Genomic DNA, 14805 nt, shown 5'->3' with positions numbered 1-14805 from the left:
AGGTCAGTATATCACTGGTATATCACAAATGCAATAACATTTTCAAAAAACCTGCAAAGCCTTGCAAATAAAGGCGTAACAAATATCAGCCATACCGATAATCTTACGCGCATGGCTGAAGCCGTTGACGCTTTGGGCGGCGCGGGAAACGGGCTTGACGCCAAAATCCCTTTGCTTGTCTTGCCTAAAGCCATAACTGGATATGTCGGTATATCCGACACCCTGCTCACCGCCACGAACAGGGAATGGCGCAAGCTTCCCGGCAGGCCCAACATTATTTGCCGCAACTATAATTCCGGCGTGCGTTTGGCCGATACCGCCGGTAAGACTTTTGACGGCACCGAACCCATCGATTTGGATATCACGATAAGCTCTATAAGAACAGCTTTGGGGCTTGATTCTTCGGCTCTTACTTTTACTAATTATCCAAAATTTTGGTACGACGCGGCGACGACAAGTTTTATCCTTATAACGAACGATTTAAAAGCCGTAAAAATTACCGTATCCTTTAACGAAGTTTTGGCGCAAAGTACATGGACGGCCCAGCTTCTGCACAGTTCTTTAACTTCTTCCGACGGCAACGCCATAAGCCGCGGTGTGGATATTATTTGCTATAACTCCTCTCAAAACAAAGCCGTAGTTTACGCTTCAGATTTTTACCTGGTAGATTTGGCTTCGGGGACTTACAAAAAATTTGTTTGGCCTAAAAGCATAAACACAAACAACATCACGACTATATTTTACGGTTATGACTATAATGGAATTTCAGCTTTTGTTTATAAGGAGCCCGATAGTTATAACAATACGCCCCTTACGGTTTTCTTTATAGATTGGGACGCGCCGGAAGAAAGCGATTATATCGACACGGCGGAGGCTTTTCCGTCGTCGGACGGTTTTGTTTTTGATTATGAAAACGGCAAAATATTGACGTCAAACTTCGGTGAATTTGACTTATCACAAAGAACTTACACCCCCGGTATTTCGGTAAACAGGAGTATGTGCGGCAACGGAGAAAGCTCAGCCGGAAGCAGGGATAGAACTTTCGCGCGGATAATTGCCGAAAACGGCGATATTTTACAACTTGACAGCTGGTGTGCTTTCAGCGTTTTTTCCCCGGAGAAAGAACAAAGACTGCTGCCGGGGGGCAAGGCGGGGCAGGTGGCTATGTGGTATTCTACTTACGGTATGGGAACACCCTCTGGACTTGGTAGCTATATGACGATTGGGCACGTAATGGAAATAGGCGGCAAGCTTTGCTTTTGCGTTAATGAAAAAATATATCAACCGATTATTGATTACACACGTTTTATTTGTTGGCCCTTGACGCGCAACGGCACGACGGTTTATTTAAGGCCTGTCGAGAAAACAACTTATGAAGATTTTATGTCCGCAACCAGCCCCTTTTTAAGAGAGTCCGTCATTTTGCCCGTTGACGTCAACGGCGGCGCGCAAGAGGCTTAACATGGACGAGATTTTGAAATACTGGCCGTTTGTACTGGCAACCGTCGCCGCGGTTTTGGCGTGGGGTGATATTAAAGGCGAGCTGAAAGTTCAGAAAAACTCTCTTGAGAACTTGCGGAGGGAGTTTAAGGCCGATATGGCCCGCCTTGAAGCCAAGCAGGATAAATACAATCACTTGCAGGAGCGCACCACGCGCACAGAAGAAAGCCTTAAAAGCGCGCATAAACGTTTAAATGAAGTCGAGGAGCGTGTCCATGAATATCATCATTAAACGTATCTTTAAAGGCCCGGATTATACTATCGGCAAACTCTATATCGACGGCAAATATTTTTGCGATACGCTGGAAGATACCGTCCGCGCGCCCGGGGTTAAAATCCCGGGCAAGACGGCCATTCCCGCCGGGAAATATAAAATTAAGCTTACGGAAAGCTTGCGTTTTAAAAAATTAATGCCGCGCTTGGAAAACGTGCCGGGCTTTACCGGCGTTTTAATCCACGCCGGCTCTACGGCTGAGGACACCAGGGGCTGTATTTTGGTAGGCAAAAACCGCGTAAAGGGTAAAGTGTTAGACAGCCGCGAAACATTCCAAAAGCTGTTTACAATGCTTTGGGTGGCAAATCTAGGCGGCGAAGCTTTGGATATTGAAATAAATTAAGGAGGTAAATATGAGTATATTGCAGTTCATTGTATCCGTTGTACTCTTAGGCGCATTAGTAGCCTTGCTTACCAACGGTATTATGGAGGGGCTTAAGCAAATCCCCGCCATTGATAAACTGCCGGCGGCCGTAAAGTTCATTATTATGCTTGCCATAGCCGGCGGGTGCGCGGTTGTCGTCCAAGACGGCGCGAAAGAGTTTGTAAAAACTTCTTTCTGGCTTGTATGGCTTTGCTCCGTTGCGGCGGCTCAGCTTGGCTATGACAAGCTTATCAAGGGAAAAATTGAGAAATTAGGGGCTGCTGATGTCGGCACTGCTAAGCTTAATTAGCCCTCTATTTAGTAACGGGTACTTTTGGGGCGGCACAATCGCCGCCCTTGGGGTTTTGTGCGCTTGGATATACCTAAGCGGCCGGGCCAACGGGAAAGAGGCCCAAAGGCGAAAAACTTTGAAAGAAGAGATAAAGGATAAAACTAATTATGAAAACGGCTATAAAATGGGTGCTGCTATGTCTGGTAATGAGCGTAATGAGTGGGTGCGCCGGTTCCTTGGCAAGAAGTAGCGCGGCGGTATGCTTCCCGCCTTGGGATTTTGCCGATCCGGCAATAATGAAGCTTAACGCCAGCAACTGGGGAAAGGTTGTAGGCATAGCCTGCTTGTGCGATCCTAAAAATAAAGCTTGTAAGGAGTAAAAAGGAAATGGAAAAAGCGGAAATCGCCGCTAAAATAGCGGAACTTAAGAGGTTAAAAGGGCAGGCCAAAGGCACGCCGTGCGAGGTGTTTTCGCGCGTTGTTGGGTATTTGCGCCCGGTTCAGTGTTGGAACAAAGGCAAAAGGGAAGAATACAAACTTAGAAAGCATTTTACCTGCGGGTGCGGGGGAAAATTTTTAAAGCGAATAATTAAACAAAATGTACGCAATCAGATTTATGAGAGCAATAAAAAAGAGGCTCATTAAAAGAGCCTCTTTTTAAAATAATCTCTAAGAACGGCCACACTTTCAGCCACACCTCAGAGGTAAATCCACTCCTCGGATAGGACTCGAACCTATAACCTATCGGTTAACAGCCGATCGCTCCACCATTGAGCTACCGAGGACTACATAAATATTCTATTAAAATTACTTTATTTTGTAAAGAGATTTTAATTTTTTCTTCCCGTTTTTGCTGACGGGTTTATGTCTTCTTTATTTATTATATCACTTATTTGCGAAATAATAAAGTATATTCTATTTCTTTTTGTTAAGATTCTTGCCGGTTACGTATTTCGCTCCGGGAAGCTTCTTTAAAAACTTTTTAATTCTTTCGTACAAATTCCGTTTTCTGCGCAGGAATATTACTCTTTCCGTCATAAAACGCTTATTAAAACCTCTGCATTCGGCATAATGGGAAACGAAAAATTTTAATTTGTTTTCGCTTCTCAGCGGCTTCATAAGCGTTTGACAGGCTTGTATCATTCCGACGGGTTTCTTTTTAAACTTAAACCGGTTTATATCCACCAAAGCAAAACGGTAATTTTCCCCGTCGCAGGAATATAAAATATTGTTTGCGGTAAAATCTTTGTCTATCAGGCCGCGCTCGTGCATTTTTGCCGTATATTTGGCAAGCGCTTTTATAAGTTCTCTATTTTTGCATTCATGGCCCATGCGCGGCATATCAAGCTGTTCGCTTATAAAATAAGAATAATTTATTATTCCGTATTTGCGCTGTATTATGTAGCCGAAAGGCTTGGGCGTATCAAAGCCCATTTGCCTTAGCTTAGCCGCGTTTAAATACGCGCTTTTGGCTTTGGGGCGGCGCAGCCCTAAGGAATAAAGTATTCTGTTGATTATTGGCGGTATGCAATACTTTTTTACGTTTATTTGTATTCCGCCTTCTTCGTAAACTTTTATTTGGTTTCTTGCTTTATGAATACAGCGTCCGCCCTTGGAAAATAAATCCGGCACGTTTTGAATAAAACCTTCCGGCAGGGAGGAATCCTCGGCGGAATATATAAAAAAGCTGTTTGAAACGGTGTTTGTTTTCATGGCAAACCTCTGGCGCGCGCCTCCGCCAAGAGCGCGTTTATATTTTATTTACTTTTTTATTGTATCAAAATTTTTTGCCCTGCCGCCCTAAAATCGCATAAACGTTTTTTTAACCTTATCTTTCCTCATAGTTATATATAATATATAAATGCAGATATTTGATTACGAAAAGCGCATTCGCCTTATAAAGTCCAATTTCAAAAAAGATTATATGCGCCTTTTGGAAATAAAAAATAAATACTCCCCGGAAAGGAACATTATGGAAAGTTTTATCTTAACGGTAATCGCCATAATAAATTTTATAGTTTCCTTTTTTGCGGAGAAAGTGGAAAAATATATTTTTATTTCCTGCCTGAAAGCCGGCGAAGGCCCCATTAAAGATTCTTGCGTCTGCAACAACAAGACCAGGGAAAACCCACAAAAAACTTCACTTTTGACGGAACTGAGATTTTGTAAAACATTTTATACTCCGGCTTAAATCATAATTAATTTTCTTTGAAGGTATTCCGCGCAGGCGTTTTAAAAGCCGCGCGGCGGCATTTTGCTTTTACTTTTTTAATATAAAGGATTAATTATGACTAAAAAAACATTTCTTAAAATTTTTGCCTGCATTTTGGCGTGTGCAAATACTCTTAATTTACAGGCTGCCGGCTTTGCCTTATATGAATACAGCGCGCGCGGCAACGCCATGGGCGGGGCCGTTTTGGCAAATAAGGCGGAGCCTGCTTCCATAGCGGCCAATCCGGCTTTGATTACCAAGCTTAAAGGCACTCAGGTTCAGGCCGGCATGACAGCCGTTACGGTGGGGGGATCCACGGAAATTGCCGGGCAGAAAAGAGATTTAAAAACCAGCACTTTCTATTTGCCTAATCTTTATATAACGCGCCAGATGCGGGATCATATTTATCTTGGAGTGGGGCTCTTTTCCCGCTTTGGGTTGGGCGGCAAATATAAAGATTATTCAACTTGGTCCTCCGCTATATCGGAACGGCAGTCTTACCGTATGGATTTGGTAACATACTCGGTCAACCCTGTAATGGCCTCAAGGGTTACGGACGACTTGTCTTTGGCCGGCGGATTTGAAATTATGTACGCCCACTTGATAGAAGATAAAGGCTTTGGCCGCCAAAACGGCGTACGCATAGAGGGGGACTCCATAACTTGGGGGGCGAATTTCGGCTTATATTATAATCCCTCATGGGCGGAAAAGTGGGGGGCGGCTTTAACTTACAGAACCAAAACACGCCATTTGGCCAGCGGGGAAGTTAGCGGGACGGGCCTGTTTACTTCCGCCTCCGGGGAGGCGACGGCCGCTTTGGCTTTGCCGGATCAGCTGGCTTTCGGGCTTTCATTCGCGCCTTTAAAGAAGCTTACTTTTGAAGCCGATATCATGGGAATATTTTGGAGTTCTTACAAACAGCTGCGTATTGATTATAATGATTTGCGCGCTCCAAACAACGAGTTTAAACATTACAAAGACGTTTACCGCTTTTCTTTGGGGGCGGAATATTCCCTCACGGATAATTGGGATTTGCGCGCCGGTTATGTCTATGACGAATCTCCCATAAACCATAAATATATGGATACCATGGTCCCCGCCGACGACAGACATATTTTCAGCGGCGGCGTAGGCTACAATGCAAAAGGGTTCGGCGTTGACGTATCTTATTCTTATATGATTGTAAGCGATCTTACCGGCACCACCGAGCATGGCCAAACCGCCAAATATAAAGACGCCACCAGCCATATGATAGGTTTAAGCTTTAAATACGCTTTTTAGGTTTGACGCTCTTTTTATATTAAAAAGCCGCTCTTTTGGGAGCGGCTTTTGCGTTTGCCTTTATTTGGCGGATTACTTTTTTACGTACTCGTTTAAAGGCTTTACCCTGTAAAGGGGATCGGGCATTTTGTCGGTGGTTATATAGCCGGGCTCGGCGTTTATAACGTCGGGCAGACGCTGAACCACCGTCGCGCAGGTAAGCTCTACGGTCGCAGGGCGGCTTACCGTAATGCGCGTGGAAGGTTCGCCTTCCACCGTCCAGTCGTTTTGGTCGAACTCTTCCGGGGCGTAAACCTTGCCTATACATTCCGTTTCAAGAATTACGCCTTCGGCCGTTTTTGTGGTTACCACTGCGGACATACCCGTGGCGCAGCCTGCGGGGATAGTCATATTTAAAGTGGAGCTCTTGAGTTCGCTTTTGTATGTTTGGGGAACTGTTTTTTGGGTTTGCTCTTTGACGGTAAGGCCCAGTTTTTCGCAAAGCCAGCCGTTTACGTTCCACATATAAGATGGCAGGAACTCGCCTTTATCAATCATTTCCCTGCGTATTTTTTCGGAAACATTGTCCGAAGCGGAAATTTCTTTGGCGAATCTTTCCAAGTCCAGTCCGGCCCCGTGTGCTTTTGCCAAAGCTATGCCGTAATCTTCCACGTTATAGCTGGATTTGCCTTTTATTTTGGTTATTTTTTGCGTCGCGCCGGAAAGAACCGTTATAAGATTGCCCCAAAATACGTCTTGGTATCCGCTTCCGCACAGAGTGCAGCCGTGCTCTTTCGCCAATTTATCAAGTTCGGCTGTAAGCGCGGGGGAAGAATTCGCCGGGAAAAACGCTTCCTCGCAGGTGGAAATGGCGTTCACTCCGGCCTGCGCGCAGGTTTTAAAAGCGTCAAAAACGTCCTTAAACAGGCTCTGCGTGGTTATTATGCAGATATCCGGTTTTACTTCTTTAAGTATTTGCGCGGCGTTTTTTGCGTCCTGCATCAAAACGCCTTTTTTGCCGATTTTTGCGATATCGCCTATGTCTTTGTTGATTACCGCCGGGTTGACGTCAAACGCGGCGACGATTTCCGCTCCCTTTTCATAAACGTAGCGCATGGAATATTCGGACATCTTTCCGCATCCGTATTGCGCTACTCTTAATTTTCTTTGCATAAATCTTGAACCTCCGCTAAATCCGCCCGCGTCAAGCGGGGGAAAGTTTACAAGTGCTTCAAAAATCATCCCCCGGTTGAGGGGGATGACTGCGGCTCAGTTAAAATATATTTCCTGAAAGCCGGGATCCGTTTTGTTTTCCAGCGGAAGAACGTATTTTTTTACCGTGGAAAAGTCTATTTTGTTTAAGTCTATTTTTCTTATAGTCGGGTTATACATCGTAGTGTAATAGAATTCTTTTCCGCTTAAATTGCTGAAAGCCGTCCATTGCGTTGCGCTTGGCATATTTGGCGCTTCCTGACCCGGGGCGAACTCCTCCCCTATAGGTATGGTAAAAGCCTTAAGGATTTGAAATCCCTGTTTAATGCCGGCGGCGGCGGTTTTAGCTTTCGGCGCGCTGTGCAGGGCAAAGAAAGCTCTTACGAATCTTGACGGCGGCGTATAATCGCCTGGCAGGCCAAGCAAACTTGAAGTTCCGCCCAAAGACTTAAGCTCTGTATCGCCCATTTTGCGGTTTTTTGCCGTGCCCGTTTCCAAGTTTACGTAATTGTTAAGGTTTGTAATATGCCAGGGAAACTCAGGCGAGTTTGTAAAGACGCCGGCTTTGTTGTCGTAAACATTGACTTTGCCGCCGTCGGTGATTTCTATGACTATATTTCCGCCTTTCGCGTCCGTTACGCGCCAATGCGCCGTAGGCAGAGGCTGACCGTCTTTTTCATACCCTATAGGCACTACCGTTATTTTGTGCAGATTGGTCTTTACTTCTTCCACCGTGGAGAAATTGCTTAAAATCCAGCTTACCAAATACATATCCGCCAAGGATTTGGAAGCCTTTTTCGGATTATATTTGGATAAAGACCCGTACCCGGAGAAGTAAAACATCCCCGCGTTGAGGCCCGCTTCGTTTACGCCTTCGCCTATAAAATCTTCATAGACCAGCGCAACGCCGGTAAATCCGTATTTGCCTTTCCATTTCAGTCCGTTCTTTTTTCCTTCGGACGTATAGGACTGAAACTCAGCCCCGCGCGGCATTATTACCAATTTGCTGTTTAAATCGTAATAGCCCCATTCTATGCTTCTGCCCGCTATAGCCGTGCCGTCCTCGGTCTTAAAAGCTATACCCGTGCAGGCGTAAAGGCTTTGCCCCGTAAGCATTGCGCCGGCCAGAGCCAAAGCCAATAATGTGTTTTTTGTCATTAATACCCCCTTTTTCACAACTAAAAAAAGTATAGCGCCGAAAACCTGCAAATACAAGGCCCGGCATAGGAAATGCGGCGGAAATAAAAAATCATTTTAATTAATGGTTTTTACGACTGAAATTAAATCAAACGATTGATTTTAGAAGCGGCTTTTTTGTATACTTTCTATGTTGCGTAAAATCGGGACGGGGAAATGAAAGACTCAAAAAACAAACTGCTGAAAACGGCTTTTGAACTTTTCGCCTTAAGGGGTATGGACGGCGTTTCCACAAGGGAAATCGTCCGCCGGGCGGGCGTAAATATTCACGCCATAAGTTATTACTTCGGCGGGAAAGAAGGCCTTTACAAGGCGGTTATAGACTATCTTTTTGATTTTATGAAGGAAGAAAGCGGGTCTTTCATTCATTTGGAAGAATATTTGCGCGCTTTGGACGGAGCCGGCCGGGAAGAAGCCTGGGAATTACTTTTTAAAGTGATTGGCGAATTTGCCGATTTCGGTTTCGTTCCCAAGAACAAATACGTGGCGTTGTTCTTAACACGGGAGGAATTTTATCCGTCTAAATACGGCGGTAAATTTTTTGAAAGGCTCACCGGCCCTTTGCAGGACTTTATGACTAAATGTATTTCAAAAATAACCGGTATGGAAGAAAATGACCGCAAGGCCGTCCTGCTGTGCCACATGATAACGGCGCAAACGCTTGTTTTGGGAAGGAAGAGAAACGCTTTGCTTAAAGATTTTAAAATGAAATCGGTGGACGGAGAAACTTCCCTTCTCATAAAGCAAATGCTGCGCGTTAACGTAAAAGCGATTTTAAAAGAATATATAAAGGAGTAAAGATGAAAAGACATTTAACTTTTGCGGCCTTTTTGATTTTGGCCGTCGGAGTAAACGCCTTGGACGTCTTCGGCGTGTATAAAAATACCGCGCCGGAAGGCTGCAGCGATGTTGATTTGACGGCAAAAGGCCTGACCTTGTCCGATTTAACGGCCGTTGCGATATGCAATAATCCCGCTTTAAGCGCGGATTATATGTCCCTTAAATCCAAAGAAGCCGCTTTAGGCGCGGCCAAAGCCGGCTATTTGCCTGCGATTACGGTTAAAGGGGAGGGTTCTTTAAGCGGAAGCAAGACCGAGCATGAAGATTCCGTTCAAAAAGAACCTTACGCCGCTTCGGCAGCGTTAAACTGGCTTATTTACGATTTCGGGGGCAGATCCTCCAACATCGGGCTGAATAAAGCGTATTTAAACGCCGCCGAGCACGCCTATGACGCCGCTTTGCAGGAAACGGTTTTAAAAGTGCACAGCGCGTATTTGCGCGTATTGGGCGCGAAAGAATCTTTAAAAAGCGCTCAGGCAAGCATGAAAACCTATAAAAAATCTTTTGAAGAATCTTCAAGAAGATATGATTTGGGCATGGTTTCCCTGCTGGATAAACTCCAAGCCAAAACGGCTTACGAGCAAAGCACTCTTACGGTAACCACCGCGGAAAACACTTTAAGGCAAAACGAGGGCAATTTGGCCGTTTTGCTTAATCTTTCCCCGGATACGAAACTTAATCTTAAAGAAATACCTGCCAATGACGATTCCGTAATAAAGCTGGAATCGGGCAACGATATTAAAGAGCTTATGGCTTACGCGCTTGAAATGCGCCCGGAAATCAAACAAAGCCAAAGCAATATAGAAGCCGGCAAAGCGGGCATAAGCTCCGCGCGCTCCAGCGGACTCCCCAGCCTTTCCGCCGTGGCAAAAGCCCAGTATGACGATAACTGGAAGCGCAGCCTTCCTTATCAAAGGGGCAGCTCGGTGGGATTGGAACTCTCTTGGCCGATATTCAGCGGCTTTAACACTTCTTATTCCGTCGATAAAGCCAAGTACGAATACGAATCCGCCAAAGAAAGTTTGAAAGATACCAAAATAACCGTTTTAAATGAAGTTTGGTCTTACTACCAAAACTACAATACGGCCGTAAAATCGTATCAAATAAGCAAGCAGATAGTCGCCACCGCCGAGGAAAACGCAAGAGTGGCCTCCCGCTACTATGAAGTAGGCAAGAGCGACATCCTGAACCTTCTTACGGCCAACGCCAATTTGGCCGACGCGAGGGAAGGCCTCGTCAACGCCTATTACGGGCTTTTGATAAGCAAAGCGGATTTATACAGAGCAATAGGGAGATTTTAAATGAGCAAGAAATTTAAAAAAGACAATATCATCGCCGCAGTATTGATTCTTGCGGCTTTGGGCGGCGGTTACTTTTTGGGCGGCAAATCCGCCGGTAAAGCAGCGGCGGTAATGCCTATGGGCGCAGGGGACGTTTACGTTACGGTTAAACGCGCGGAACGCAAAAACATTGCCCCCGCCAAGAAATATATAGCCAAAGTGGAAGCCATAAACGCCGTGGATATAAGGCCGCAGGTTTCCGGCTATATCGAAGAAGTTTTGTTTGAAGACGGCTCTTTCGTCAAAGAGGGGGATACTCTCTTCAGGATAGAGCAGCGCAAATACAAAGCCAATTTGGCCAGCGCGAAGGCCGCGCTTTCCCAGGCCGAGAACGATTATAAGAGGCAGCTTTCCCTTTATAAGGACAAAATGCTGCCCGCCGCGGAACTTGAAGTGGCGGAAACCTCTCTGGAAAAAGCCAAAGCCGATTTGGAACTTGCCAATTTGGATTTGGAACACAGCGAGATAAAAGCCCCCATATCCGGCAAAATCGGCAAAACTTTTATTACAAAAGGCAATTATGTCGATCCTTCCACTTCCAGCCTTGCGCGCATAGTGCAGATAAGCCCGGTAAGGGTCAGTTTCTCCTTAACCGATAAAGAACGCCTTGAAAGCCTTAAATACATCGATAAGGAAGGCCGAGGCAAAAACTCCATACAGTTCCTTTTGGCAAACGGGCAGGTGGTGGACGTTAAAGACCCTAAACTTTTCCAAGATAATGAAATGAACGCGGAAACCGCAACCATTTCAATGTACGCGGTTTATTCAAACGAAGAGGGGCTTTTGGTTCCCGGCAATTTGATAACCATTTTGGTTTCGCCCGAGGGCCCGGAAGAGGCTTTAATAGTGCCTCAGGTCGCCGTGGCGCAGGATTCCAACGGCAAATACGTTATGACCGTAAACGATGAGAACGTCGCCGAGCAAAGATACGTCGGCATCGGCCAGAGCGTAGGGGATAATTACATAATTACTTCCGGCATAGAGCCCGGGGAGAAAATCATTATCTCCGGCGTGCAGAAAGTAAGCAACGGCCAGAAGGTGAAAAGCACCATCGTGGCGGATTAATAAAGGGGGATAAATGTTTTCCAAATTCTTTATTGAAAGGCCCCGCTTCGCGGTAGTAATTTCTTTGATTATCAGCCTTGCGGGTGCCATATGTCTGTGGACTTTGCCTATTGCGCTTTATCCGGAAATCACTCCTCCTGAAATTTATGTAAGGGCAAGTTATCCGGGCGCAAGCGCGGACGTGGTGGCTACCACCGTGGGTATTCCTTTGGAGGAAGAAATCAACGGCGTGGAAGACATGATTTACATGAGTTCCACCTCCTCCGACGGCAGTTATTCGCTTACGGTTACTTTTAAATCCGGCACCGACCCCGATATGGCCCAGGTTAAGATACAAAACCGCATTCAGCAGGCCACCGGCCAGCTGCCTGCGGAAGTTACCAGAAGGGGCATGACGGTAAGGCGTATGTCTTCAAGCATATTGGCCTTCGTAAGTTTTATGTCACCCAACGGCACTTATGACACCAACTATATCAGCGACTACTTGGAAAATAACGTCAAAAAGGCTTTGATTAAAGTTGACGGCGTAGGCGACGTAAGCATACACGGCGCCAAGAAGAGTATGCGTATTTGGCTGGACGCGGATAAAATAGCCGCGCTCAACCTGCCGGTGTCAAGCATAAGGTCCGCAATAACTTCACAGAACTATCAGCCCACTTTGGGTAAAATAGGCGCTTACCCCAACGAAAGCGATGAACAAATGGTATATTCCCTGCAGACCCAGGGGCGTATAAGCGACGTAGAAGGCTTTAAAAACATCATAGTAAGAACAGACGAGCAGGGCGGCTTGGTCCGCCTGGGCGACATCGCCAGGATTGAAGTCGGTATGGAAAGCTATTCGGCGGAGGGCAAGTTTAACGGCCTGCCGGCGGTTTCAATGTCTTTGAGCTTAACTTCCGGCGCAAACGCCTTAAGCACCATGGAAGGCGTAAGATCGGAGCTTGAACGTCTTTCAAACTTCTTCCCGGAGGATTTTACTTATAACATCAACATGGACACCACCGACTATATTAACGAGTCTATAAGCGAGGTCGTCTTTACTCTGCTTTTGACTTTCGTCTTGGTGGTTTTCGTTTGTTATTTGTTCTTGCAGGATTGGCGTTCCACTTTGGTTCCCGCCGTGGCCATACCGGTTTCTTTGCTGGGCAGCTTTATCATAATCCGCGTTTTGGATTATACGATAAATATGTTTACTTTGTTCGGCTTGGTTTTGGCTATCGGCGTCGTGGTTGACGACGCTATCTGCGTGGTTGAGCGCGCCGTATTGCTTATCACAAGGGAAAAAATGAAACCGAAAGACGCCGCCATACAGACCATGCAGGAAATTTCCGGCCCGATTATAGCGACGACGCTTGTGTTGCTGGCGATTTTCGTGCCTATAGGTTTCATGGGCGGTATTACCGGCAAAATTTACCAGCAATTCGCCGTTACGATATCTACGGCCGTAATATTTTCTTCAATCAACGCTTTAACTTTGTCGCCGGCTATCTGCGCGACGGTTTTAAAGCCGGTTAAACCAACGACGTTTAAACCTTTGGTTTGGTTTAATATGCTTGTGGCTTCGGCCTCCAGCAAATACCGCGCCGTTGCCCGTATAATAGCCAGAAGCACTATTTTTATAGCGGTAATATTCGTAGTTCTCGCCCTGTTGGTATGGGGTTCTTTAAAGAGCAGCCAAACTTCTTTCATCCCCGGCGAAGACCAAGGCGTAGTCATGCTTAACGTCCAACTGCCGGAAGGCGCTTCTTTCAAGAGAACCCAGGCCGTAATCAGTGAAATAATGCCTATAATCCGCGCCGAACAAGGCGTTAAAGGCGTAATGAGCGTGGCCGGTTTCAGCATGGGTGCGGGCAGCGGGGAGAACCTCGGCATGGTTATCATCACGCTTACCCCTTGGGGCGAGCGTAAAGGAGCGGAATATTCTTCCACCGCCATTTTAAACAAGCTTAAGGCGAAAATTTCAAGCAAGCCTGAAGCCGAATTCCAGTTTATGGAAATGCCCGCCATTCCCGGTTTGGGTATGTCCGGCGGTATGGACCTTAAAATCCAATCCTTAAACGATGCGGATTATATTAATTTGGATAAAGTAGTGCAGAATTTCTTGGACGCGCTGCGCCGCAATCCGAATATATCCTTTGCCTATACCAACTTTACGGCCAAGACGCCTAACGTTTTCTTGGATATAGACAGGACTAAAGCCGAATCCATGAACGTGCCTCTTTCAAATATTTTCTCCGCTTTGGAAAATTATTTGGGCTCCGGCTACGTCAACGACGTAAACTTCGGCACGCAGGTAAATAAGGTTATGATACAGTCGGACTGGAAGTACCGCCAGAACCTTTCAACCATGGATAATCTTTACGTACCGAATTTAGTCGGCATGATGATACCTTTAAGGGCTTTCGTGGACTTTAGGGATATTCTTTCCCCCAGAATGATACCGAGGTACAATCAGTATCCTTCGGCCACTATTACCGCCGTGCAAAAAAGCGACGTCAGCACGGGCCAGGCTATGGCCGCCGTGGAAGAACTTGCCAAGCAGGTCCTGCCGGCAGGCTACGCCTATGAATGGTCGGGCATAAGCTATCAGGAAAAACAAACCGGCGGGCAGATAACGTTCCTTATATGGCTTGCGATATTGTTCGCCTACTTGTTCCTTGTCGCTCAGTATGAAAGCTGGAGCGTGCCGATGTCGGTGTTAATGTCGGTCGTTGCGGCTTTGCTGGGCGGGCTTTTGGGGCTTATGATTATGGGGCTTCCTTTAAGTATATACGCGCAGCTGGGCTTGGTGCTTTTGATAGGTTTGGCCAGCAAAAACGCTATATTGATTGTTGAGTTCGCCAAGGAAGAACGCGCAAGAGGCAGTTCCATAGTTCAATCGGCTTTAAAGGGCCTTTATGAAAGGTTCCGCGCCGTGCTTATGACTGCTTTCACTTTCATCTTGGGCGTTTTCCCGATGATTATAGCTACGGGCGCCGGCGCTTCAAGCAGAAAGGCCATCGGCGGGCCGGTGTTTTTCGGTATGCTTGTAGGCACCGTACTCGGTTTGCTGCTTATTCCTCTTTTCTACGTATTGGTCCAAAATATTGTAGAGAGGTTAAGCAAACGCAAAGCCAAATAGATTGAGTAACTTTAAAGGCCGGCGAAAGCCGGCCTTTTTTGTTGGGAAAAATTGCAGGTTTTTGGGGATATTTTTACTCGGTCTATATTTATTGTTCACGGCTAGCAATTTAGGTTAAGCAAAGCCTT

The 14805-nt window shown here is 46.1% G+C and carries 14 protein-coding genes, 1 tRNA gene and 1 pseudogene; 12 read left to right on the top strand and 4 right to left on the bottom strand.

Annotated features, from left to right (window positions below; genetic code table 11):
* From ACQY26_RS01430 to nrdD, 6 genes and pseudogenes are all read left to right on the top strand, one after another.
* Positions 1-1461 (top strand): hypothetical protein (locus ACQY26_RS01430; protein ID WP_428047300.1); only part of this gene is annotated, 1461 nt, incomplete at its 5' end.
* Between the two features lies 1 nt (position 1462).
* A complete protein-coding gene (locus ACQY26_RS01425) occupies positions 1463-1732 on the top strand; it encodes a hypothetical protein (protein WP_428047299.1) in 270 nt (89 codons plus the stop codon).
* Positions 1716-2117, top strand: coding sequence for a DUF5675 family protein (locus ACQY26_RS01420; protein WP_428047298.1), 402 nt, complete (start codon positions 1716-1718; stop codon positions 2115-2117). The genes ACQY26_RS01425 and ACQY26_RS01420 overlap by 17 nt, the downstream gene beginning before the upstream one ends.
* 10 nt (positions 2118-2127) lie before the next feature.
* Positions 2128-2448, top strand: coding sequence for a hypothetical protein (locus ACQY26_RS01415; RefSeq protein WP_428047297.1), 321 nt, complete (start codon positions 2128-2130; stop codon positions 2446-2448).
* Positions 2449-2597: 149 nt separating this feature from the next.
* Positions 2598-2810 carry a hypothetical protein gene (locus tag ACQY26_RS01410; RefSeq protein WP_428047296.1) on the top strand — a complete coding sequence of 71 codons (213 nt, stop codon included), beginning with the start codon at positions 2598-2600 and terminating at the stop codon, positions 2808-2810.
* Positions 2811-2880: 70 nt separating this feature from the next.
* Positions 2881-2982: pseudogene (nrdD, locus tag ACQY26_RS01405) on the top strand (anaerobic ribonucleoside-triphosphate reductase); the annotation flags it as partial.
* Between the two features lie 161 nt (positions 2983-3143).
* Here the strand turns inward: nrdD and ACQY26_RS01400 are convergent.
* Both ACQY26_RS01400 and ACQY26_RS01395 read right to left on the bottom strand, forming a co-directional pair.
* Positions 3144-3215: transfer RNA gene (locus ACQY26_RS01400), tRNA-Asn, on the bottom strand.
* Between the two features lie 130 nt (positions 3216-3345).
* Positions 3346-4143 (bottom strand): lipopolysaccharide kinase InaA family protein, encoded by a 798-nt coding sequence (locus tag ACQY26_RS01395; RefSeq protein ID WP_428047295.1) that lies wholly within the window; start codon positions 4141-4143, stop codon positions 3346-3348.
* Between the two features lie 148 nt (positions 4144-4291).
* Here ACQY26_RS01395 and ACQY26_RS01390 point away from each other — a divergent pair, with 148 nt between their 5' ends.
* Both ACQY26_RS01390 and ACQY26_RS01385 read left to right on the top strand, forming a co-directional pair.
* Positions 4292-4621, top strand: coding sequence for a hypothetical protein (locus ACQY26_RS01390; RefSeq protein ID WP_428047294.1), 330 nt, complete (start codon positions 4292-4294; stop codon positions 4619-4621).
* A gap of 96 nt (positions 4622-4717) precedes the next feature.
* The gene (locus tag ACQY26_RS01385) at positions 4718-5923 is read left to right on the top strand and encodes an OmpP1/FadL family transporter (protein ID WP_428047293.1); all 1206 of its coding nucleotides are present in this window, start codon (positions 4718-4720) and stop codon (positions 5921-5923) included.
* Between the two features lie 72 nt (positions 5924-5995).
* Here the strand turns inward: ACQY26_RS01385 and ACQY26_RS01380 are convergent, their stop codons facing one another.
* Entirely contained in the window at positions 5996-7075 is a 1080-nt protein-coding gene (locus tag ACQY26_RS01380) for an NAD(P)H-dependent amine dehydrogenase family protein (protein ID WP_428047292.1), read from the bottom strand.
* A 96-nt stretch (positions 7076-7171) separates the two neighbouring features.
* The gene (locus ACQY26_RS01375; protein ID WP_428047291.1) at positions 7172-8272 is read right to left on the bottom strand and encodes a linear amide C-N hydrolase; all 1101 of its coding nucleotides are present in this window, start codon (positions 8270-8272) and stop codon (positions 7172-7174) included.
* 195 nt (positions 8273-8467) lie between these two features.
* On the opposite strand from ACQY26_RS01375, the gene ACQY26_RS01370 reads away from it, so the two are divergent.
* Genes ACQY26_RS01370 through ACQY26_RS01355 form a run of 4 tightly spaced genes read left to right on the top strand, consistent with a single transcriptional unit; the run spans position 8468 to position 14677 of the window.
* Positions 8468-9109 (top strand): CerR family C-terminal domain-containing protein, encoded by a 642-nt coding sequence (locus tag ACQY26_RS01370; protein ID WP_428047290.1) that lies wholly within the window; start codon positions 8468-8470, stop codon positions 9107-9109.
* 2 nt (positions 9110-9111) lie between these two features.
* The gene (locus ACQY26_RS01365) at positions 9112-10452 is read left to right on the top strand and encodes a TolC family protein (RefSeq protein WP_428047289.1); all 1341 of its coding nucleotides are present in this window, start codon (positions 9112-9114) and stop codon (positions 10450-10452) included.
* Positions 10453-11556, top strand: coding sequence for an efflux RND transporter periplasmic adaptor subunit (locus ACQY26_RS01360; protein ID WP_428047288.1), 1104 nt, complete (start codon positions 10453-10455; stop codon positions 11554-11556).
* A gap of 13 nt (positions 11557-11569) precedes the next feature.
* Positions 11570-14677, top strand: a complete 3108-nt coding sequence (locus ACQY26_RS01355) for an efflux RND transporter permease subunit (RefSeq protein WP_428047287.1) — start codon at positions 11570-11572, stop codon at positions 14675-14677.
* The last annotated feature ends 128 nt before the right edge of the window (positions 14678-14805 follow it).

The sequence above is a fragment of the Candidatus Proelusimicrobium excrementi genome (genome assembly GCF_937881865.1).
Classification (GTDB): Bacteria; Elusimicrobiota; Elusimicrobia; order Elusimicrobiales; family Elusimicrobiaceae; genus Proelusimicrobium; species Proelusimicrobium excrementi.
Note: the sequence above shows the minus strand (reverse complement) of the source record. Positions and strands in the feature narration are given on the sequence as shown.